Annotated in this window: 17 protein-coding genes; 4 read left to right on the top strand and 13 right to left on the bottom strand. The window is 69.9% G+C overall.

From position 1 onward, the window contains the following. Positions 1-6: 6 nt before the first annotated feature. Genes FB561_RS20985 through FB561_RS20965 form a run of 5 tightly spaced genes read right to left on the bottom strand, consistent with a single transcriptional unit; the run spans position 7 to position 6,980 of the window. Positions 7-2,004: a hypothetical protein gene (locus FB561_RS20985; protein WP_145809159.1), complete on the bottom strand. Its 1,998-nt coding sequence runs from the start codon at positions 2,002-2,004 to the stop codon at positions 7-9. After that, positions 2,001-5,153, bottom strand: a complete 3,153-nt coding sequence (locus FB561_RS20980; protein WP_145809157.1) for an ATP-binding protein — start codon at positions 5,151-5,153, stop codon at positions 2,001-2,003. Before FB561_RS20980 ends, FB561_RS20985 begins: the two co-directional genes overlap by 4 nt. Continuing rightward, positions 5,150-5,713, bottom strand: a complete 564-nt coding sequence (locus FB561_RS20975) for a hypothetical protein (protein ID WP_145809155.1) — start codon at positions 5,711-5,713, stop codon at positions 5,150-5,152. The genes FB561_RS20980 and FB561_RS20975 overlap by 4 nt, the downstream gene beginning before the upstream one ends. Next, positions 5,714-6,004 carry a hypothetical protein gene (locus FB561_RS20970; protein ID WP_145809153.1) on the bottom strand — a complete coding sequence of 97 codons (291 nt, stop codon included), beginning with the start codon at positions 6,002-6,004 and terminating at the stop codon, positions 5,714-5,716. 49 nt (positions 6,005-6,053) lie between these two features. Continuing rightward, positions 6,054-6,980 (bottom strand): conjugal transfer protein, encoded by a 927-nt coding sequence (locus FB561_RS20965; RefSeq protein ID WP_170284731.1) that lies wholly within the window; start codon positions 6,978-6,980, stop codon positions 6,054-6,056. Positions 6,981-7,709: 729 nt separating this feature from the next. Between FB561_RS20965 and FB561_RS20960 the strand changes: the two genes are divergently transcribed. Beyond that, positions 7,710-8,585, top strand: a complete 876-nt coding sequence (locus FB561_RS20960; RefSeq protein ID WP_145809149.1) for an aldo/keto reductase — start codon at positions 7,710-7,712, stop codon at positions 8,583-8,585. Positions 8,586-8,765: 180 nt separating this feature from the next. Beyond that, entirely contained in the window at positions 8,766-9,155 is a 390-nt protein-coding gene (trxA, locus tag FB561_RS20955) for a thioredoxin (protein ID WP_145809147.1), read from the top strand. Between the two features lie 141 nt (positions 9,156-9,296). On the opposite strand, the gene FB561_RS20950 is transcribed toward trxA, so the two are convergent. From FB561_RS20950 to FB561_RS20935, 4 genes are all read right to left on the bottom strand, one after another. Next, positions 9,297-10,022, bottom strand: a complete 726-nt coding sequence (locus FB561_RS20950) for a hypothetical protein (protein ID WP_145809145.1) — start codon at positions 10,020-10,022, stop codon at positions 9,297-9,299. Next, on the bottom strand, positions 10,019-11,350 hold the full coding sequence (locus FB561_RS20945; RefSeq protein WP_145809143.1) for a hypothetical protein: 1,332 nt from the start codon (positions 11,348-11,350) through the stop codon (positions 10,019-10,021). Before FB561_RS20945 ends, FB561_RS20950 begins: the two co-directional genes overlap by 4 nt. Then, the gene (locus FB561_RS20940) at positions 11,341-12,198 is read right to left on the bottom strand and encodes a hypothetical protein (RefSeq protein ID WP_145809141.1); all 858 of its coding nucleotides are present in this window, start codon (positions 12,196-12,198) and stop codon (positions 11,341-11,343) included. The genes FB561_RS20945 and FB561_RS20940 overlap by 10 nt, the downstream gene beginning before the upstream one ends. 307 nt (positions 12,199-12,505) lie before the next feature. Further along, positions 12,506-13,771 carry an NAD(P)/FAD-dependent oxidoreductase gene (locus FB561_RS20935; protein WP_145809140.1) on the bottom strand — a complete coding sequence of 422 codons (1,266 nt, stop codon included), beginning with the start codon at positions 13,769-13,771 and terminating at the stop codon, positions 12,506-12,508. A gap of 90 nt (positions 13,772-13,861) precedes the next feature. Between FB561_RS20935 and FB561_RS20930 the strand changes: the two genes are divergently transcribed. Next, positions 13,862-15,415 (top strand): PucR family transcriptional regulator, encoded by a 1,554-nt coding sequence (locus FB561_RS20930; protein ID WP_145809138.1) that lies wholly within the window; start codon positions 13,862-13,864, stop codon positions 15,413-15,415. A 474-nt stretch (positions 15,416-15,889) separates the two neighbouring features. Here FB561_RS20930 and FB561_RS20925 read toward each other — a convergent pair whose 3' ends face one another. Genes FB561_RS20925 through FB561_RS20915 form a run of 3 tightly spaced genes read right to left on the bottom strand, consistent with a single transcriptional unit; the run spans position 15,890 to position 18,479 of the window. Continuing rightward, positions 15,890-16,906 (bottom strand): NAD(P)/FAD-dependent oxidoreductase, encoded by a 1,017-nt coding sequence (locus FB561_RS20925; RefSeq protein WP_145809136.1) that lies wholly within the window; start codon positions 16,904-16,906, stop codon positions 15,890-15,892. Continuing rightward, complete coding sequence (locus FB561_RS20920) at positions 16,903-17,430, bottom strand: isoprenylcysteine carboxyl methyltransferase family protein (RefSeq protein ID WP_202880688.1); 528 nt, start codon at positions 17,428-17,430, stop codon at positions 16,903-16,905. Before FB561_RS20920 ends, FB561_RS20925 begins: the two co-directional genes overlap by 4 nt. Beyond that, positions 17,430-18,479: a type III polyketide synthase gene (locus FB561_RS20915; RefSeq protein WP_145809134.1), complete on the bottom strand. Its 1,050-nt coding sequence runs from the start codon at positions 18,477-18,479 to the stop codon at positions 17,430-17,432. Before FB561_RS20915 ends, FB561_RS20920 begins: the two co-directional genes overlap by 1 nt. Positions 18,480-18,497: 18 nt before the next feature. Here FB561_RS20915 and FB561_RS20910 point away from each other — a divergent pair, with 18 nt between their 5' ends. Continuing rightward, the gene (locus tag FB561_RS20910; RefSeq protein WP_238334947.1) at positions 18,498-19,319 is read left to right on the top strand and encodes a UbiA family prenyltransferase; all 822 of its coding nucleotides are present in this window, start codon (positions 18,498-18,500) and stop codon (positions 19,317-19,319) included. Positions 19,320-19,324: 5 nt separating this feature from the next. On the opposite strand, the gene FB561_RS20905 is transcribed toward FB561_RS20910, so the two are convergent. Continuing rightward, complete coding sequence (locus tag FB561_RS20905; protein ID WP_145809132.1) at positions 19,325-20,200, bottom strand: LysR family transcriptional regulator; 876 nt, start codon at positions 20,198-20,200, stop codon at positions 19,325-19,327. Between the last annotated feature and the right edge of the window lie 52 nt (positions 20,201-20,252).

Below are 20,252 nucleotides of genomic sequence, written 5' to 3'. Positions count from 1 at the left end.
CCAAACTCATCTGCGGTTCGGCACCATGACGGTCACGCCGTCCTTGGTCACGCTCGAGTAGTCCCGGAAGCGACGCGGCCCACCGGAGGACGAACCGCGGTGCTCACGACTACGCTTCGGCGGTCCATCACGCAAGCTCGCCGTGTGCACGCGAGACCTCGGCTCGAAACGGCTTGGTGCCGCTGGTGCGGTACGGGATTCGCGGGATCGTCGAGTCCGCTTCGCCTCTCCTGTTCCCTTGCTCGAGGAGCCGCCCGTAGCGGCGGCGGAAGTACGTGCCGACCCGGACGGAATGCCAACAGCGATGGCTTTTCGTCCGCCGCTCGAGCGGTCGGTGTCGCCAGAGGCGGAGGAAGCGACGCTCCCTTGAAGGATACGAGCCTGATCCTTCAACCGACCGGACTGCGCGTCGTTGCGACTTCCGAACGCTCCCGCCTGCCCACTGTCCAAGGCCCGCCGTTCTTGGGGAGATCCCAGCTCATGAGCCGGTCGTTGGCGCGAGACTATCGACGTGCCTGCTCCAGGCGCGGGCGCCTGACGGAATATGCGGACTGCGGTCGCCCGCTCGACTGCGCTCTCGTTCGTCGACTTCCGCGCGGTCGGTCGATCCGTGACGCTCGGGCTCGCAGCCCTGCTGCCCATCGCGCCCATGACACGTCGAACTGCGGTCATAGCACCGCGTCGCGCGAGTCCTCCCATCACCAGACTGCCCATTCCCGGGCGCATCATCGTTCCCATGCTCTCGAACATCCGTCGGAGTCGGAATCCGGCGATCAGTACGGCGATCGCCAGACCGCTGACAGGGAGCCAGCCGAGAGTGTCCGTCAAGCCGAAGACAGCTGTGACCAGAGCCAAGGTGGTCGAGAATACAAGCAGAGCAAGGATGGACTGCAGGATCAGTCCCAGCAGAGTCTCGAACCAGTTCATCGCCCACTGTCTTGGCCGGCCCGGGATTGCCCAAAGGCAAGCAAAGAGAACTCCCACGACCAACAAGAGCATGCATCCGACGAATGCCATCAACGCGGTAAAGGCTAACGAGACAGCCAGGAAGGCAAAAAGGGTGGCCGCGATCGCACCGAGGGTCAAGACTCCAACTCGCCCGAAAGGGCTCTTTCCCTTGGCCCACTCGACGGTCGCAGCGCTACCACCACCTTCGGCCTTGCTCATGTCCCCGCGGATGTAGTCCAGCCGGGCATCGCCGTCCGTACCACGATCCAGAATCTCCTTGCCGTAGCGCTGGCACGCGGCGATCGAGCCGAATTCCGCGACGCACCATGGCGTGGCCGCAAACGCACGCCAAGTCGCATCGCCGGACTTTCGGAGCAAGGTGTCCTGCTTTGTCCCAGCGAAACTTGGCTCCGGGAACTCCATCGGCTGCTTCATGGTGCTACCGAGGACCTCGGTCGAGGTGCTCACCACGGCACTCGAGCCAACCTGGCGTGCGCCGTCGACGCCGTTCAGCCAGGTCGCCGGAGCCATCGCGAAGCTCGTGGCGATCAGGCCGGCGGCGAAGACCCACACCAGCTGACCCATGGCGCTGCCATTGGCGCGACGCTGCGCGTACGCGGCAATCGCGCCGAAGGCGAGGGCGGACGGCAACAGCCAGCCGACGAGTTCAGTGTTGACGTTCCCGATCGCCGCCGAGGCCGTGTCCGTGAGGGACTGGATGTTGGTGAAGGAGAACAACCACCAGCCGACTGCGATGGCTCCGCGAGTGATCGCGATGATGTACAGCATCATCATGTTCGCGTAGCCGTTGAACACTCCTTGGAAGGGATCTCGGAGGCTCGTCTCCGAATCGAGGCCGTACGCCATTGGGCTGTACTGCTCGAACAGAGTTCTCGTGTCCCCGTGGACCAGGTCAGGCGTCGGGAGCAGATCGGCGAAGCCGGTCGGGTTGGTTGGCTCGGTGTTGGGGTCGGCGGCGAGGGCTGCTTGGCTGGTGAGGATTAGGGAGATTGCTAGGACGGTTAGCGCCGTTCTTGTGCGGCGCTGCCATCTCATGCGACGTGCTCCTTGTTGCCTTTGGGCTTTTCTCCGGTGTTGCTTTCGTAGGCGTTGTACATCGCCTCGTTGTAGGCGGCTTCGTCGGCTTCCTGGTCGTAGACCTCGTCGGGGCCGATGGGCTCTTCGTAGCGTGGGGGGTGGGGGCGGTCGTGGCCGTTGGGGTCGGCTGGTGGGGGTGGGGTTGCCGCGGATTGGTGGGCGGCGGGGGTTTGGTGCTGGTTCTTGGTGAGGGCCGGCTGGGGGTCTTGGGCCGGGGCGTCGGGCGGCTGCGGGGCGCTGTGGCGGGCGGGCGGCGGGGTTGCGCCGTTCGAGCCGTTCGAACCAGTGGTGCCGTTGGCCGTCGAGGCAGCAGGCGCTGAGCCAGTCGGCGTCGAGGCAGCAGGCGTTGAGGCAGGGGACGTCGAGGTAGCGGGCGTTGACGCGATGGGCGCCGACGCGGTCGAGGCTGTGTCGCCCGAGGCCGTGCCGTTAGGGGATGCGCCGTTCGAGGCCGTGCCGTTGGGGGTGCCGTTGGCCGACGTGGGGTGGGAGCCGTTGGCGGGCACCGGGGTGTGGTGGGGCTCCAGGGTGTGGGCTTCGGCCTGGGCTTGGGCTGTCGCGGCCGGCTCGGCTTCTTCCTCGTACTCGTCTTCCGCGAAGGGGTCGACTTCTTCGTACTGGGGGGCGATCGGCTGGGTCGGTTCCAGGTCGTGTTCGGACTCCGGGGTGGTGCGGAGGAGTTCGGCGACACGCTGGCTCGGGATGTCGATCTGGACCGTGGCGACCTCGTCCCAGCGGTCCCGCATGATGCAGTGGCCGTGCCGGATGCTCTTGCCGTTCGCGGCGGTGTTGATGCCGCGGACCAGGGTCTGGTACGGCGGGGTCTGCGGGCGGCCGAGGAGTTCGAGGAGGGAGTCGACCTGTTCGCGGGAGCGCAGACTGAACGCGAACAGGGTGGTGATCTGCTCGACCAGGCCGGGCAGTTTGAGGATCGAGGCCGGGTCCTGGGTGTCCAGGACGAGCGAGGCACCGAGGGCACGGCCGACGCGGGCGATGTAGTCGAGGAAGCTCGCGCCGTCGGGGGTCTTGGTGAGCAGGTGGACCTCGGGGACGATGACGACCTTCGAGCGGCCGCGGAACTCACGCCGGCCGGTGGTACGGATCATCCAGGCGAGGCACCCGCGCAGGCAGGCCATGCCGACGCGCTCGATCGGGGACCACGACTCGGGCGCGGACTCCGGCGAGGGCAGGGTGAGACCGGGCATCTGGACGACCCAGAGACCCGGGTTCGTGGTCAGCGAGGACAGGCCGGAGGGCGGACCCGCGACGACTGAACCGAGGCCCGTCTCGACCAGGTCGCGCAACGCGAACCCGACCGTCCGGGTGGTCTCCGAATCGGATGCGCAGAGCCGCTGGATGACGCCCCAGGAGGACGGGTCCGGCGACTGGATCTCGGCCCGGGTCGCCGCGACGACCGGGGCTTCGGCGGCACCGCGAAGGTGCGGCGGGAGCAGCAGCATCAGCTGGGAAGGTGCCTGCAGCAACGCATCGTCGACGGGCAGGACGCGGAGCAGGTCCGCGGCACCCGAGAACTGGGCCGTGATCTCGATGACGGCGGTGGGTACGCCGTACTCCGCGGCGACCGCCGAGACGCCGGCCGCGTCACCCTTCAGGTCGAGCAGCGGCACCCAGGCACCGGCGAACGCCGAATCCAGGCCGCCCATCATCGCGGCGGTCGTCTTGCCCCGCCCGGATCGGCCGAGGAAGAGCGTCGTGGTCGCGTCGCCGAGGGCCGAACCGGCGGCCGCGTCGAAGCGGACCAGGCCGGGCGTGGAGCCGGTGAGGTACCCGATCGCGGGGCCGGTGGCGTCACCGATCGACGCACCGCCCCAGAACCAGGACCCGAAGAACGCCGTGGACTCCCGGACGTGGCCGAGGTCCGGGACGCGGAGTTGGTCACCGGGCAGCGATTCGAGCCAGAGGTCGCGCTGCTCGTCGGCACCGGCGGCCACGGTGATGCCGCGGTCGGCGTAGTGCGCGATGACGGCGTCGACGTAGGTCTCGAGGTCCTCGCGGGTGTCCGCGCTGACCAGCAGGCGCGGGTGGTCCTCGACCAGGGTGAGGCCGCTGCGGTTGATGTCCCGCTTGACCTCGCGCATCACTCGCTCGGTCTCGACGATCTCGTCGGCGGTCTCCTCGGCCGTCCCCTTCGCGGCGGACCGGCGCTGCTCCTTCGCGCTCTTCCGGGTCTCGTCGACGAGGCTCCGCGCGGTCTTCTTGGTGAGCACGCGGAACCGCACCGACGCCTCGACGGTGACATCGATCTCGTCGCCGTCGTCGTCGATCGCCTTGATCTCCGACAGCGTCCGCAGCCACTCCCCCGCGCCCGGGGTCTCGAGCTCCTCGGGGAAGTCGGTCATCGCGAGCACAGTCGTGTACGCCGCGATCTGGCCGCGGGTGTCGTAGATGCGCAGGTGGTCGGTGTACGGGACGACCCGGCCGGCCGTGAGGCGGGCCAGCGAGGCGCCGGTGATCAGGCCACGGCGCGGAGCCGCGACAGCGCCACGGTGCATCTCGCGGCTGACCAGCCAGGAGATCACCTCGGCGGGGGCGGTGTGCGCGCGCCAGACGGTCGAACCGAGCTGGCGGGCGAGCTTGCGGACCCGCTCGTCCAGGTGGGCGAGCTCGCGGGCGCTGACCCGCCAGGACGTGGTCCCCAGGGCGTCGCTGATAGAGCCGCGCACCTGGGCGGTGGCGCGCGGATCCCGGTCGCTCAGGTGCACGCCGAGCGCGACGTACCGCTCCGGCATCCGCATCTCGTCGATGCGGTCCGCGCGGGTCTGCGCCCAGGCGTCGTGGTCGCCGAGGCGGTAGTGGCCGGACATGCTGTCGATGTAGTCCTGGCCGGTCGACCGGCCCCAGACCACCTTGAGGTGGCTGAGCCGGTCGCCGAGGATGGTCGCGGCGGCACTCACCGCGGCGTCCAGGGCCGCGTCCTGCTCGGCCTCGGTGGCCAGGTCCGTGTTCGCGACCGAGATCAGGAACCACGCCTCGGCGCTCCGCTCGGTCACCAGCAGGCCGTCGGCGATCGCCACCAGCCGTGGTGGCGGCAGGCCGCGCTCACGGCCCACACCGACGAGGTTCAGGAGCTTGTCAGCGATCTTCATCCGTGCCTCTTCCCCGACGACGTCCTGCGACTGACCCTCTGCACGTGATCCGCCCCCAGGAGGCGGGCCCGCTGGTTCACGGTGATGTCCGAGCCGGCCCGGACCTGGGGGTCGAGTTCCACCACAACCTCGCGTTCCCATTCCGGGGTCACCCTGGCCTTCGCCAGACTGGCCACCTTCTGGGTCGCGACGCGCTCACGCCATGGCAGGTACTCCGTCTTGTCGGCGGCCCGGGCGCCGAGTCCGATGATCGGGCGATGGGCGCGCAACGCGTAGCGGACGGCGAGCGCCCACTCGGTCACGCGGCGGCGGCGTTCGTGGTGCTTGCCGGCCCGCCAGCCGAACGCGGTGATCACGAACGGCGGTACCACGTACAGGCTGACCGTGGGTTTTTTCGGCACCCCGATGAACGGGATGAGCAGGGCGACCCAGAGCAGGATGATCACGGCCCCGAAGATGATCATCCGCCGACGGGCACCCTCTCCGAGGTCGATGCCGAGCAGGTCGTACTGCCGGGTCTCGATCTCGAAGTGGTGGGTCAGGGTCCGGCCGACGCGCATTCAGTTACCCCCGGAGAGCAATCCCCAGAAGCCCTTCAGCACGTTGATCGTCTGGTTGTTGGCATAGATCAGCCCACCGACCAGGACGCCAGCGGCGATATGGCCGAACAGCTCGCCCCACTCGCGCTTGAAGTAGTGGCCGATGGCCCGCAACACGAGGATCGCGATGAAGATGTTGCCCGCGATGACCAGGACCCAGTCCTTGAAATCCGCGCCGGTCGGGACGTTGGGATCGGCCAGCGGCGCGGCGAGCTCCACCACGCTCGCGACCAATGGGTGAGTCGTCATCATTGCGGTGTCTCCCTTGTTGCTCCGGTGGTTGGACGGCAGTGAGCTGTGATCATCCGACGGCAGCCACTTGCCATCGCTGTGCCCCGTTGGCGGCGACGGTCCGCCGCAACGTGAGCTGGTAGGTCTGGTCGAGGGTGGTGTCCCCCGTCCCGGCCCAGGTGACGGACGCGGTCGCCTTGCGTTCGTCTTCGTTGCCGGTGAAGACCTGCCAGTTCTTCAGGTCGCCGAGCTTGACGACACCGTTGAGACTGCGGATCTCCGCTCCCGGGGCGGCCACCGCCTCGACCTTCGCGTCGGACTCGGCGTACGCGCTGAAGAAGGCCTCCGCGTCCTTCAGCGTCGCGGCGGTCAGGTCGTCGTCGGGCACACCGGCATCAGGCATGTTGTCGGGCAGGGCGACGCGCGCGTCGGCCACGAACGTCGGCGGGCCGCTGGCGACGACCCGTGATGACGTCCGCGCGACCGGCACGGAGACGCGCTGCCAGGAGTAGTCGCCGCCGGCCCAGCCACGCCCCTTCTTGGTGAAGGGCCGCACCTGGACCCGGACGTCGACGACCGCGGTGACGCCACCCGGGTCCACCTCGACCTCACCCGGGTACGCCGCGTTGGCGGTCTGCTTGCCGCGCCCGTTCCACCCGGCGCGGGCGTCCAGGCCCGCGGCCAGGTCGATGCCGACCTGGGCCGGCCGGGCCTCGGGCTTGTCCTCGTCCCAGTTCAGGTAGGACACCGCGTACCGGGTCGCGACCGCGCGGGCCTCGTCGGCCGGGAAGCCGGACTGGTTCGTGACGACCGTGTCGGGCGGGTTGTTCGGCCGGATCCAGGACCGGACGCCGCTGATCGCCGCCAGCAGCAGCACGGCGACGACCAGACCCCGGAAGAACCGCCGGGCCCAGGTCGAGAACGACGACTCCGGCTCGGTCGACCAGGGTGGCTGCTGACCGGGATCGACGGGACCACGTGGCGGCTGGGGTGCCACGTTGTCTGCGTGCGGCGATCGCTGCCGAAGCCGTTCGGGTGACCGGGGACCGGGTGCCTGCTGGCCGTCCGTACGGGCCGCCGGTTGCGGGCGGCGTGGAGGGGCCATCACGTTGCCGTTGCCGGGCGGGGGTGCGCTGTACTGCGCGGCTACACCCTGTGCCTGTCGAGGGGTCGGCGACACCGGACCGTCGGGGTGCTCCCACCACTCCGGCGCGGTGCTCTGCGGGCGTCCACGGCCCGACTTCTTCGGACGGCGTTGGTCCGACCAGTGCTCACCTTTTGGCGGCAGGTTCAGCAACGTTCGCCACCAACTCATCGCTACCCGCCCCTCAGACAGCAGTTACGCGGACAGTAGCCGGGAGAATACGGCAAGCAACTGCCCTCCGGGAGTCCTGGGACCAGGATCCGGATGCTCCATCGCTCCCCGCAGCCATACTGTTACTACCCCGGGGAAGGGGCGGGTCACACTTCTCGGTGAAGCGTGACAGCTTCGGTACCGTCGCCATAGCTCCTCTCTCACGTCCGGCCGGCTCGACCTGGCAGCGCACACCATGCCACACCGCAAGGACAGGTTCGAAAATCCGTGCGAACAACATGGTAAAGAACGTATCAACCTCGTCACGCATAGTAACCGCTGCCGGCATCCGGCCTGTGGAAAACTCTGTCGTGGCGCGGGGTCAAAGTAATAGGTTCTTGGCTGACTTGCAGGCCACTGAGAGGACATCTGATGGAGACTCGACGGCTGGGGCGGCTCGGGCACCACAGTTCGGTACTGATCTACGGTGCGGCATCACTCGGTGGGGTGGACCAGGATCGTGCGGACGCGTCGATCCAGGAGGCGCTCGATGCCGGGATCAACCATTTCGACGTGGCCGCGGACTACGGCGACGCGGAGCTGCGGCTGGGGCCGCGGATGGGTGAGATCCGGGACCGGATCTTCCTGGCCACGAAGACCGGCCGGCGGACCGCCGAGGAGGCCTGGTCCGAGATCAATCGTTCGCTCGAACGGTTACAGACAGATCAGGTGGATCTTCTGCAGATGCACGCCGTCTGCGACCTGGAGAATCTGGACCTCGTGACCGGCAAGGGCGGGTCCCTCGAGGCCGCGATCCGAGCCAAGGAGGAAGGCCTCGTCGGCGCGATCGGGATCACCGGTCACACCGCCCAGGCACCGGCCGTGCATCGGGAGGCGCTGCACCGGTTCGACTTCGACTCGGTGCTGACCCCGTTGAACTACCGGCTGGCCAAGGATCCGCGGTACGCGGCCGACTATGCGGCACTGGTGGAGGCGGTCCAGGCTTCGGACGTGGCGCTGATGACGATCAAGATGATCGCCCGGCGGAACTGGCAGGACGGCGAGGAGAGGACGTACGACACCTGGTACCGCCCGTTCGACGAGCAGCGGTACGTGACGGCGGCGACCGCGTGGCTGCTCAACGGGCACCCGGAGATCACCGGGCTGGCGACGGCCGGGGAGACCAGGTTGCTGCAACAGATGGTCACGGCCGAGCAGGAGCGGGCCGAGCTGAGCCCGGAGGACGCGGCCGCGATCCTGGACGAGGTCCAGGACTACGCGTCACCCTTCGTCGACGCCCCGATCTGAGCCACGCCCGCTCCGGGTCGGGCCCGGGCGGTGCGGGTGGGGTGGGTGCTTGGGCGTGGGGCTGGTGGGGCAGGCTTGGGTGGTCGGACCGGCGGGTCCGGGTCGGGGTGACGCGCCTGGGGAACACCGGAGGGGTCGGCGCTGTTGCAATGACCGTATTCCCTAACTTCGGAGGTCGTAGTGGCAACGGTCGAGCTGTCCCAGCAGAACTTCGACGAGGTCGTCGGTTCCGACGGGCTCGTCCTGGTGGACTTCTGGGCGGAGTGGTGTGGTCCGTGTAAGCAGTTCGGGCCGGTCTTCGAGAAGTCCTCGGAGACGCACACCGACATCACGTTCGGAAAGGTCGACACGGACGCACAGGTCGAGCTGGCCCAGGCGTTCCAGATCCGCTCCATCCCGACGCTGATGGCGGTCCGGGACGGCGTGGTGCTGTACTCCCAGCCGGGCGCGCTGCCGCCGGCCGCGCTGGAGGACCTGATCACCCAGCTGCGTGCGGTGGACATGGAAGAGGTCCGGGCCCAGATCGCCGCCCACGAGGCGGAGCACGGCACGGAGCCGCACACGCACTGAGCCCACGTACTGAGTCGTCGCACCAGAAGCACGACGGGACCCGGCAGGCCTGAGCCCCTCAGGCCCGCCGGGTCTGCGCGTTTCGAGGCGCCTACCCGCCGGGTCGGCGGATTGTGGCCCGCGCACCCTCAGCCGCAGGGGTCAGTTGGTGACAGGGCGGGCGAGGATGCGTTGGGCCAGCCGGGTGCGATCCGGGTCCTCGTGGATGTGGACGTCGGATCTGATCAGGGCCGAGAGCTCGGTGCGGGTCGGTTGGGACAGCCGCGGCCAAGCCCGTTCGGCAAGCTTGAGACCGTGGTACTGCTCGTTGCCGGTGCGTGATTCCGCGATCGCCGACCGGAGGATGTCCGGGCTGAGCAAGGACGGATCACCTTCCATCAGCCCCAGCGCCAGGACCCGCATCACCGGAGACCCGGCGTAGAAGAGCTTGTGGACCTCCTCGGCGTCGAAGCGGTGCGTCGTCGCGGCCGAGGTGGCCTCGGCCACGAGTTTGTCCAGCAGGCGTTTGCGGTACGGGAGCAGGTCCGGGTCGGTCAGCTCGTTGTAGACGAACGCGTACGTCTCGAGGTCGCGGGCCATACCGGTCTGTTCGAGCAGGCCGGCCGTCTTCGGGGCGCCGAGGTTCGCGACCTGCTGGGTGAACTCGAAGTCGAAGCCCTGGGGCGTGACCGAGAACTTCTCCAACCGATCGACGACGAGCGGCAGGACGAGCAGTACCGCGCCGACGATGAGCGCCGCGGTGCTGACCTCGTCGTCGCGGAAGAACTCGATCACCACGGCGACGATCAGCGCGGCGCCGGTGAGCAGGACGAGGGTGCGGGCGACGAAGGTCACCCACTCGGTACTGCGCCTCGGGAAGTCGCTCATGCGTTCATCGCCGCCGGTGGTGGTTCGTCGGTGGTGTGCAGCCGGATCTTCGCCGGCGGCTGCGGATCGTCGACCAGGGTCCAGCCGGGATAGACCGCGTCTTCGATCAGGTTCCAGATCGGCCCCTCCGTCGACCGGTCGTCCTCCTCTTCCGCGACGAAGGTCACCGGGGACGAGGTCACAGCAGAAGCAGCCGGAGTCACCGGTGCAGGGTCGGCCCGAGGTGGGGTGGTCGAAGGGCCGGGGCGGTCGGTGGGGGCCGGGGTCCCGCCAGGGTCAGGGAAGTCGGGTGGTTCTTGGAGCCAGCCGCGAGCGAAGGAATTCAGGAGCTGGTCGGCCGCCGAAGGGACCGCCGTGGTCGGGAGTTGGTGGTCCAGCCAGGCAACGGCTTGCCGGAGGCGGTGATCGAGGAGCTCGTCCGCGCCGTGCCAGAAGGTGGTGAGGTCGCCGCTGCCGGAGCCGACGAGCAGGGCCGGGATCAGGATCTGGGCGGCTTTCGCCAGTCCCCCGTCCAGCAGGTACTGCGAGTCGCACAGGCTCAGCTTCATCGGATCCGACAGGCGGCTGTAGTTCCGGCCCGGCGGGATCACGGGGCAGGGCGCTGTCCCGATCAGCTGTTGAGGCGAGAAACGCCGCGCCGGCCCGATCGCGGGATCGCTGCCACGGTGCTCGAAGTACCGGCTGCCGACCGCAAGACCGTGCAGGCCGGCGAACTCGCCCCGATGCGGCCCCGATCGCCAGATGCCCGCAGCGGTCAGCTCCACGTACAACTCCGCCAGCGCAGCGGCCTCCGAAGACGCGAGCGAGTACTCCCAATCGAGCAGGACAGCCTCTGCGTACACCCGTACCGCGTGGCGTAGGCGATCCGGTGCTCCCTCGATGAGTCCGCGGATCAGGCTGAGCGGCGGGCCGTTCCCTTCCAGCTCCAGTTCCCGCGTGGCGTCCTGGAAGTACAGACCACCCGCGGTCGGCCCATCGGACGCGGGCGCCGGCGTCGGCCGACCCGGCAGGCCGGCGCCGCCGGGACCGAGACCTGTGGCCAGGTAGGCGCGACGGATCGCCTCGCGGATGCCGTCGAGGGAGCCGAAGGCGATCTCCGTGCCCTCGTCGTCGAAGAAGCCGTCCTGGAACGACGCCCGGGCCGCGCGGAGTCCGGTGGTGATGCGGCCGAGCGGGATCGGTTCGAGTTCGGGGACACTCAGGAAGACCGTGGTCTCGGCCTCGGTGACCCGGTCGGTCCGCCGGATCGCCGGGTCGCTGCGGGAGGCGAACGCGACTCCGTCGAACACGGCCCACGCGTCGATGAACCAGGGCGTCGCTACTTCCACTGGTACCCCCTCCCGTGCAGCGTGACGATCCGGTGCCGGAGGCCGTACCGCGCGAGCTGGTCGCCGATCCAGTCCCGCCGCTGGAGCCACTCCTGATCGACCTGGTCCAGCGGCGTACCGCGGTCGCGGCAGTTGCGGAGCGAGGTCTCGATCGCGGTCTCGTCGGGCGACTCGCGGACCTCCTCCACCGAGCGTGGCGCGAACGACCCGTCCAGGTGCACCTCGATGAACTCCTGGTCCCTGAGCACCGTGTCCGAGACGGTGCCGCTGGTGACGAGGCGGAGGTCGTGGCCGAGTTCGAGCAGGACGCGGAGGACGGCCATGTCGACGCGGTCGGTGTCCCAGTCGCCGCGGAGGGCCCGCAGCCGGTCCTCGGTGAGTGGCAGGCTCCGGAACGGCTCCAGCTCGATGTCGAACGAGTCGCGGTCGAGGAGCCGGGCGCGTCCTTCCACCTGGTCGAGGGAGAGGACGAGGCAGTACTCGCCGTAGTACCGGACGCCGGCGCCGCCGAGTGCGGCCGCGCCGAAGTACGTGCGGGGCCCGAGGCCGAGGGCGTCGTCGACCCGCTTGCGCATCGGGGACGGTTCGCGCGGCCGGCCGCCGATGGCGGGGCGGTCGTAGAGATTCTTGTACGCGTTGTCACGGAGCACGATGTGGAGCGAGAACGCGGTGATGTTGACGACCATCCGCAGCCCGGTCTCGAGGTCGCGCAGGACGTCCCGGACGACCTTCGCGTTGCCACCGGAGAAGCCGGCGCGGTGCTTGGCGATCCAGCGGTCCACCCGGTCCGACCAGTCGTCCGCGCTGAAATAGGTCTGGTCGAAGCCAGCCGGGTACAACTTCACCATTCCGCCCGAGCCCCCCTCGGCGAATCCACCCCTGGATGGGCCTGATGATCCTCCCGGCCCCGGTCCCGGGCAAGGCATCACCCGACGGGACTTTCCTACCGTTCGAAGGTGATTGCCGTCGACATCCGCCGACGGCGCGCGGAGCGGCAACTGCCTGAGAGCGCGACCCCGGACACCTCGCGCCTTGCAGGGAGGCGGTGATCCGGGGTCGCGCTCTCGCCTCGTCAGGTCCCCCGCCTGACGTGGCGGCCCGCTTCAGGGGTGCGGGTGAGACCCTCCTCAGCCGACCTGGAGGAGGGGGTTCGGGTCAGCGCAGCGGGTTGAAGGGCGCCAGTTCGGCCGGAGCGCGGCCCGTGGTGATGGTCTCGGCGAGGAGCTGGCCGGTGATCGGGCCGAGCGTGATGCCCCACATGCCGTGGCCGCCGGCCGCGTAGACGCGCGGGGACGAGGTCGCGCCGATCAGCGGCAGGCCGTCCGGGGTGCACGGCCGCGGGCCGACCCACTCGAACGTCCGGGCGTCGAGGTCAGCGTCGCGCAGGAGCGGACGGGCGGCCTCGACGATGGCGTCGATCCGGCGCGGGTCCAGCTTGGCCTCGGGCTTGCGGAACTCCATCATTCCCGCGACGCGGAGCCGGTCGCCGAGCGGCGTGCAGGCGACCCGCTGGGCCGGGAAGTACACCGGGCCGGCCGGGACGTGCGCGATCGGGACGCTGAAGGAGTACCCGCGGCCCGCCTGGACCACGGTCTTCACGCCGTACTGCCGGGCCAGGTCGCCGAGCCAGGCGCCGGTGGCCATCACGACCGCGTCGTACGGCTCGCTCTCGCCGTCGGCGGTGACCACGCGGACCCCGCGGATCTCGTCGACGACGTCGTGGACGGCCACCCCGGTCCGGATCTGGCCACCGCGGGCCACGACCGAGTCGGCCAGCAGCTGGACGTACTCGCCGGGGTTGATGAAGCGCTGGCCGTGCAGCCGGATCGCGGCGCCGATCTCGTCGGACAGCGACGGCTCGATCTCGCGGGCGTCGTCGCCGGTGATCGCCTCGAACTCGATGCCCTGGCCGGCCGCGTGGATCTGCTCGATCTCCTCCAGCAGCACGGCCCGCTCGGCCTCGGTCCGGTACGCGGCGAGGAACGACTTGGCCTCGTACGTCTGCGCCTCGACGCCGGCCTTGGCCAGGAAGTCGAACGCGTGCAGCGCCTGCCGGTTGATCGGAACCAGCGCGCCCATCGCACTCTGCCAGCGGCGGGCGGTGCTGTTGCGGGCGAACCGGGTCAAGAACGAGAGCAACCGCGGGTTCGCGGTCGGCGGGACGTACACCGGCGAGGACGGGCTGAGGACCGCGCGGACGCCGTACTTGAGCACGGCCGGCTCCGGCAGCGGGGTGGCCAGGCCCGGGGTGAGCCAGCCCGCGTTGCCCCACGACGCCCCGGCCGCGACACCGTCGCGGTCGAGAACGGTCACCTCGATACCGCGTTCCTGGAGGAACCAGGCGGTGGCGAGGCCGACCATGCCGGCGCCGACGACGGCGACCTTGTCGGGGACGATGTGGGTGCCCTGTGCTGCGACCATGCTTCGATGGTCCGTCGGTCCTGGACCGCTGTCATGGTGCGATCGCACCAAGGATGGCGCGAATGACAGTGCTCATCGCACAATAACTCCATGATCACCGCACCAGACCTGGTCGTCGCAGTCGGCCCGGCCCTGTTCGAGGTCGTCGTGACCGGCCGCGGCGACGGCGAGGTCCGGGACGTGTTCCTCGCCGATCCGCAGGAGCCCGCCACCGGCCAGCCCGGCGACCTGGTCCTCGGACTCGGCCTGCGCAACGCGGAGGAGGCCGTCGAACTGCTCGAGCGGTGCGCCGCGACCAACGCGTCCAGCGTCGTCCTGCGGACCGGGCTGGCCCAGGATCCCGAGGTGGTGGCGACCGCGGAGCGATGGCTGCTCACCCTGATCGCGTTGCAGCCGAGCGTCACCTGGGCGCACGTGGTGTGGCTGCTGCGCGGTGTCCTCGACCGGGCCGCGGCACCGAACTCCCCGGCCGCCGGTGACGCCGGGGTGCACCAGGAGCTGTTCGCGCTCGCCGACGCCGCCGCGGCGATCGTGGACGCCCCGGTGACGATCGAGGACAACCAGTCCCGCGTCCTGGCGTACTCGTCCCAGCACAACATCTCCGACACCGACCCGGCCCGGGTCTCCACGATCGTCGGCCGCCGGGTACCGCCCGAGGTGATCTCGCACTACCGCGCTCGCGGGGTGTTCCGCCGGCTCGCGCGATCGAGCGAGCCCTTCTTCGTACCGCCCGGTCCCAACGTGCGTCCCCGGCTCGTCGTCCCGGTCCGGGCGGGCGGTGAGTGGCTCGGGTCGATCTGGGCGATGGTGGGTGGCCCGGTGACCGACGAGGTGACCGCGGAGCTCAGCAACGCGGCCTCCGTACTCGCCCTGCATCTCCTGCGGCTCCGTGCTCAGGCGGATGTGGCCAGGCGCAGCGCGATCGACCGTCTGCGGACCGTACTCCGTCAGTTCTCCCCCGACGCGCCCATGGACGTACGGCTCCCGCAGCCGCCGTGGCGCGTCGTCGCCCTGGCCACCCCGGACGGGTACGACGAACCGCAGCAGCTGGACCTGTGGGAGTCGAACGGCCGCCGTCACGGCTGGAGCGAACCGTTGCTCGCCGACCTCGACGGCACCGTCCTCGCCGTGGTCTCCGACGACACGGACGGCCCTGGTTCGTGGCGGTGGCTCCGCAAGCTGGCGATCGACCTCGCCAAGGACTCCCCCGGTACCGCGGCAGCCGCCGGCGGACTCGCGAGGTACCCGGCCGACCTCCCGAGTTCCCGGGCCGAGGCCGTCGAACTGCTCGGTCTGGTACGCCGTGGTGTCGCCGAGGGGCCGGCGCTCCGGGTCGAGCAGGCGTGGCACCTCCTCACCGTGCACCGCGCGGTCACGTCGTTGGACACGACCAAGCTGGACGGGCCACTGGCGACGTTGCTGCGGCACGACATCGCGCACGACACCGGGTTCGTGGAGACGTTGCAGGCGTGGCTCAACTACCCGGGTCAGCCGCAGCAGGCCGCCAAGGAGCTGCACCTGCACACGAACACCTTGCGGCACCGGATGAAACGGATCGGTGAGATCGCGGACCTCGACCTGTCGGACCCGCGGGAGCGGCTCGCGCTGCAGCTCCAGATCGCGGCGGTCCGCACCGAACACTGAATTCCCTGTGCTACCGCGGAATGCACTGAAACCACTGCCCACACTGGTTTGCCCGGCACCACCATCACGACCCACAAAGGGGTCACGAACCCCCTTGTGGCGTTGAGATCTACACCACAGGCCCAGGTAACAAGGCTTTACATTCCGGCAATCGATGGGCAATGTCCGGCTGGAAAAGTACTGCTCAGAGGGAAACGGGATCCACCGCTCGCACAGCAGGATCTCCCCTCCCGGATCGTCCCAGCATTTCACCAGGATGCTGGGGCCACCGTCCCAGCTTTTCACCAGGAAGCTGGGCCGGACCGGTCCGAGCTTTTCACCAGGAAGCTCGGGCCACAGCGTGCGGCCCGGCGGTTGTCTGAGCGACCGCCGGGCCGATCGCCGTTTCCCGGGCCGGCCGGCATCACGCCCGCGCGGATCAGGCCCGCACGATCAGGCCGCGCGGATCAGGCCCGCACGATCAGGCCGCGCGGATCAGGCCAGCCGGTTCACGATCGCCCCGTAGACCCGCGGCAGCCGCACCGCCGCCGGCACGATCCTTGGCGCGAGCAACGACCTGTTACGGGCCCACAGCAACGAAGCCGTCAGCAGCCGGCACTCCCACGACACCCGCCGCCACGCCGCTTCGTACTCGGCGGCGTCGTCGCGTTCCACGCAGCGGACCAGCTCGGCCGACGTGCGCAGCGCGACCGCGATCCCTTCTCCGGTCAGCGCGTCCACGTACCCGGCCGCGTCGCCGACGAGCATCACCCGGCCCGCCACGCGACGCCGTACCACCTGGCGCAACGGTCCGGCCCCCATCACCGCCGACGCCGGGGTCGCCTCCGCGAGTCGCCGCTGCAACCGCGGGAAAGCCCGCAGATGCGACTTGAACGAACCACGCGCGGAAGTGAGCACGGCGACCCCGACCACGTCATCGGCCACCGGGGTCACGTACGCCTCGCCCAGCGCGGACCAGTACACCTCGACCAGATCGGTCCACGGCGCGATCGCGAAGTGCTGCCGTAATCCCCGTCGCCTCGAACCCTCCGGGGCACCGAGCAGACCGAGCTGCCGCCGGATCGGCGAATGCAGCCCGTCCGCGGCCGCCAGGTACCGAGCCGTGTGACCCGCCGCGCTCACCGACTCCGCGTCCTGCGTCACCCTGCTGACCCGATCCCGTACAACGGGGACGCCGAGCGCCTTCAACCGATCGTGGAGTGCCTGATGCAAGACGGTCCGCCGTACGCCGAGGCCGGGGCCGGCGTGGAACCGCGCGTCCACGCAGGACCGGTCGTCGAGGTACCGGATCCCGCGGAACGGCCGGCCCTCCAACTCCACCCCCAGCCGCCCGAGGTACTCGACGGCGCTGCGCGCGATCCCCTCGCCGCACGCCTTGTCGATCGGCGTCTCCCGCGGCTCGATCACCACCACGGACAGCCCCGCCAACGCGGCGCGGATCGCCGTCGCGGCCCCGGCCGGACCGCCACCCGCGACGAGGAGGTCGATCATTTCGTCAACGCCGAGGTCAGCGCCGCCTCCTCGGTCCGGATCCGGACCGCGAGCAGCGGGATGTTCAGCACCGTGAAGACCAGCGCGGTGATCCACGCGGTGTGGACCAGCGGCAGCGCGATCCCCTCCAGCACCACGGCCACGTAGTTCGGGTGCCGCATCCACTGATAAGGGCCTGCAGCAACCAGATGGAGGCCGGGGACGACGATCACCCGGGTGTTCCACTGCTTGCCCAGCACGGTGATGCACCACCACCGCAGCCCCTGGGCCAGGAATACCAGCACCAGCATCGGCCAGCCGAGCCACGGGATGAACGGCCGGTCCGCGCCGATCGCCTCGACCAGGCAACCGACCAGCAGTCCGGTGTGCAGCACCACCATGAACGGGTAGTGGCCCTGCCCCGACTCCACACCGCCCTGCGCGAAACTCCACTTCGCGTTCCGCAGTGACACCACCAACTCGGCGACCCGTTCGAGGCCGACCAGCAGGACCAGGACGACGTACCACCACAACGACGGATCCATCACCACTCCAGCAGGACGAGCTCGGAACAGAAGCCGGGGCCCATCGCCAGCAGCAACCCCGTCCCCGAAGGATCCAGCCGCAGGGTGTCACCGAGCACGTGCAGCACCGACGACGAGGACAGGTTGCCCACGGCGTCGAGCGACTTCCATGTCATGTCCAGCGCCCCCGGTCGCAGGCGGAGCGTGTCCGACACGGCCTCCAGCACCTTCGGCCCGCCCGGGTGACTCACCCAGGTCCCGATCTCGGGCACGGTCAGCCCGTACTCCGCCAGGAACGCGGTCACGTCGTCGCCGAGATAGCGCCGGACCACGTCGGGCACGTCCGCGCCGAGCACGATCCGGAACCCGCCGGACCCGACGTCCCAGCCCATCACCCGCTCCGAGTCCGGGTACAACCGGCTGCGGGTGGCCAGGACGGTCGGCCCCTCGGTCGACCCGGACACCTCGGACCCGGTCATCACGACTGCCGCGGCCCCGTCGCCGAAGAGCGCGCCGCCGACCAGGTTCGGCAACGACGAGTCGTCCCGTTGCAACGTGAGCGAGCACAGCTCCACCGACAACAGCACGGCAACGTGCCCGGGCCACGCCGTCAGGTAGTCGTGCACGCGCGCGATCCCGGCCGCTCCACCGACGCAGCCGAGTCCGAACAAGGGCAGCCGTTTCACGTCCTCGCGCAGTCCGAGCCGGACCGCGACCCGCGCGTCGATCGACGGCGCGGCCACGCCGGTCACCGTGGTGAACATCAGCAGGTCGACGTCCTCGACGCCCAGCCCGGCCGCCGCCAACGCACCGCCGACCGCCTCGGCGCCGAGCTCCACCGCGGTCGCGATCCACTCGTCGTTCGCCTCGCCGAAGTCCTTCAGCACGCCGTACCGCTCGAGCGGCAGGGCCAGATGCCGGTACGAGACGCCCGCGTTCTCGTGCAGGCGGCGCAACAGCGCGTGGCCCTTGCCGTCGGGCAGGCAGATCGCGGCGAACGCGTCCGTCAGCTCGGCCTGCTCGTACCGGTACGGCGGCAACGCTGCGTGGACCGCTGCGATCCTCGTCATCGTGGCATCGTTACGTCGGTGAGCAACGATGTCGGCCGTACCGTCAAAGGTCTGGCCCTGGCCTGCCACCCGGGCCCGACCGTCGCCGTGACCGCCCTCGTCACCGCGGTCGCCTGGTCGGCGGGCCGCAGCCCGGCGGGGTGTCTCCTCGTCGCCGCAACGATCCTCACCGGCCACCTCTCGATCGGCTGGAGCAATGACGCGATTGATGCTGCCCGCGACACCATTGTGAACCGCCGTGACAAGCCGGTGGTGCGTGGCTTGGTGAGTCGGCGGACGCTGTGGATCGGTGCGTACGTGATGCTCGTGGTCACCATCCCCGTCTCGCTGGCGAACGGGATCGCCGCCGGCCTCGTCCATCTGCTCTTCGTCGCCTGCGCCTGGGCGTACAACCTGGGCCTCAAATCCACCGCGTTCTCGTGGGCCCCGTACGCCGTCGCGTTCGGCGGGCTGCCGTCGTTCGTCACACTCGGCACGACCCGGACCTGGGCGCCGTGGTGGGCCACCGTCGCCACGGCCCTGCTCGGAGTCGGTGCCCACCTGGCAAACGTGGTGCCCGATCTCGACGACGACCTGGCCACCGGAGTCCGGGGCTGGCCGCAACGACTCGGCTCCGCGGCCCGCCTGCTCGCACCTCTCCCCCTGGCCGTCGCCACAGCCCTGCTCGTCCTCGCCCCGCCAGGACCACCGGGTGTCGTCGGCTGGCTCGCCCTCGCGGTCAACGCGGCCCTGCTCCTGGTGATCCTGTTCTGGCCGAAGGCCCCCTTCCTCCTCACTATCGCCGTCGCCGCGGTCAGCGTCATCACCCTGATCGCCCGCGGCGACAGCTTGGTGCCCTAGGCCAACTAGTTGCTGGCGGGTTTGAGCGGGGCGTTGCTGCCGAGGATCGCGGCGGTGAGGGCTTCGGCCGGTTCCTTCGCGGCCCGGGGGTTGGTGATCAGGACCAGGTCGATGGACGGCAGCTCGGGCAGACCGGCGCTCGGCGGTGGCTCCTCCAGGTCGGCCGGCAGCAGGGAGCGGGCGAAGATCGCGATGCCGAGGCCGGCCCGGACCGCGGCGAGCACCCCGTTGACGCCGCGGACGATGCAGGTGATCCGGCACGAACGGCCCGCCTGTTCCAAAGTCTGGACACCGAGCGAACGGCTCAGGCTCGGGGCCTGGTACGCGACCAGCGGGACCGGGCCGTCGGGCGCGATCCGGGTGCCGTTGATCCCCGCCCAGACCAGCGGGTCGCGCCGGACCAGCCGGCCGTTCGGCTCGTACCCGCCGCCGCTGGGGTGCTTCACGTACGCCAGGTCGAGGTGACCCGACTCCACCCGGCGGAGCAGGTTGGGGCTCTGGGCCACGGTCAGCTCGAGGTCGATCCGCGGGTAGAGCTGGCGGAAGTCGCGCAGGATCCGGGGCAGCGGGGTGAGCGCCAGGTCGTCGGTCACCCCGAACCGCAGCCGGCCGCGCAACTCCGAGCCGGTGAAGTAGCCGACCGCCTCCTCGTGCGCGGCCAGGATGGTCCGGGCGAACCCGGCCATCGCCTCGCCGTCCGCGGTCAGCGTCACGGTCCGGGTGTCGCGGACGAACAACGGCCGCCCGACCGCCGCCTCGAGTTTGCGGATGTGTTGACTGACGGTCGGCTGCCGGATGCCCAGTCGTTCGGCCGCCTGGGTGAAGCTGAGGGACTGCGCCACCGCGAGAAACGTGCGCAGCTGGTCCGGATCGTAGGCCACCGCTCCTCCTCCGTCCCGACATCATTGCGAGACGCAATAAGACTAATAGGAG

It is taken from the genome of Kribbella amoyensis (genome assembly GCF_007828865.1).
GTDB classification, from domain to species: domain Bacteria; phylum Actinomycetota; class Actinomycetes; order Propionibacteriales; family Kribbellaceae; genus Kribbella; species Kribbella amoyensis.
Note: the sequence above shows the minus strand (reverse complement) of the source record. Positions and strands in the feature narration are given on the sequence as shown.

Coding starts and splice junctions, on each gene's coding strand:
- FB561_RS20915 (WP_145809134.1), bottom strand. CDS start 18,479: ATGACGAGGATCGCAGCGGTCCACGCAGCGTTGCCGCCGTACCGGTAC.
- FB561_RS20920 (WP_202880688.1), bottom strand. CDS start 17,430: ATGGATCCGTCGTTGTGGTGGTACGTCGTCCTGGTCCTGCTGGTCGGC.
- FB561_RS20960 (WP_145809149.1), top strand. CDS start 7,710: ATGGAGACTCGACGGCTGGGGCGGCTCGGGCACCACAGTTCGGTACTG.
- FB561_RS20925 (WP_145809136.1), bottom strand. CDS start 16,906: ATGATCGACCTCCTCGTCGCGGGTGGCGGTCCGGCCGGGGCCGCGACG.
- FB561_RS20950 (WP_145809145.1), bottom strand. CDS start 10,022: ATGAGCGACTTCCCGAGGCGCAGTACCGAGTGGGTGACCTTCGTCGCC.
- FB561_RS20970 (WP_145809153.1), bottom strand. CDS start 6,004: ATGATGACGACTCACCCATTGGTCGCGAGCGTGGTGGAGCTCGCCGCG.
- FB561_RS20985 (WP_145809159.1), bottom strand. CDS start 2,004: ATGAGATGGCAGCGCCGCACAAGAACGGCGCTAACCGTCCTAGCAATC.
- FB561_RS20975 (WP_145809155.1), bottom strand. CDS start 5,713: ATGCGCGTCGGCCGGACCCTGACCCACCACTTCGAGATCGAGACCCGG.
- FB561_RS20980 (WP_145809157.1), bottom strand. CDS start 5,153: ATGAAGATCGCTGACAAGCTCCTGAACCTCGTCGGTGTGGGCCGTGAG.
- FB561_RS20935 (WP_145809140.1), bottom strand. CDS start 13,771: ATGGTCGCAGCACAGGGCACCCACATCGTCCCCGACAAGGTCGCCGTC.
- FB561_RS20940 (WP_145809141.1), bottom strand. CDS start 12,198: ATGGTGAAGTTGTACCCGGCTGGCTTCGACCAGACCTATTTCAGCGCG.
- FB561_RS20930 (WP_145809138.1), top strand. CDS start 13,862: ATGATCACCGCACCAGACCTGGTCGTCGCAGTCGGCCCGGCCCTGTTC.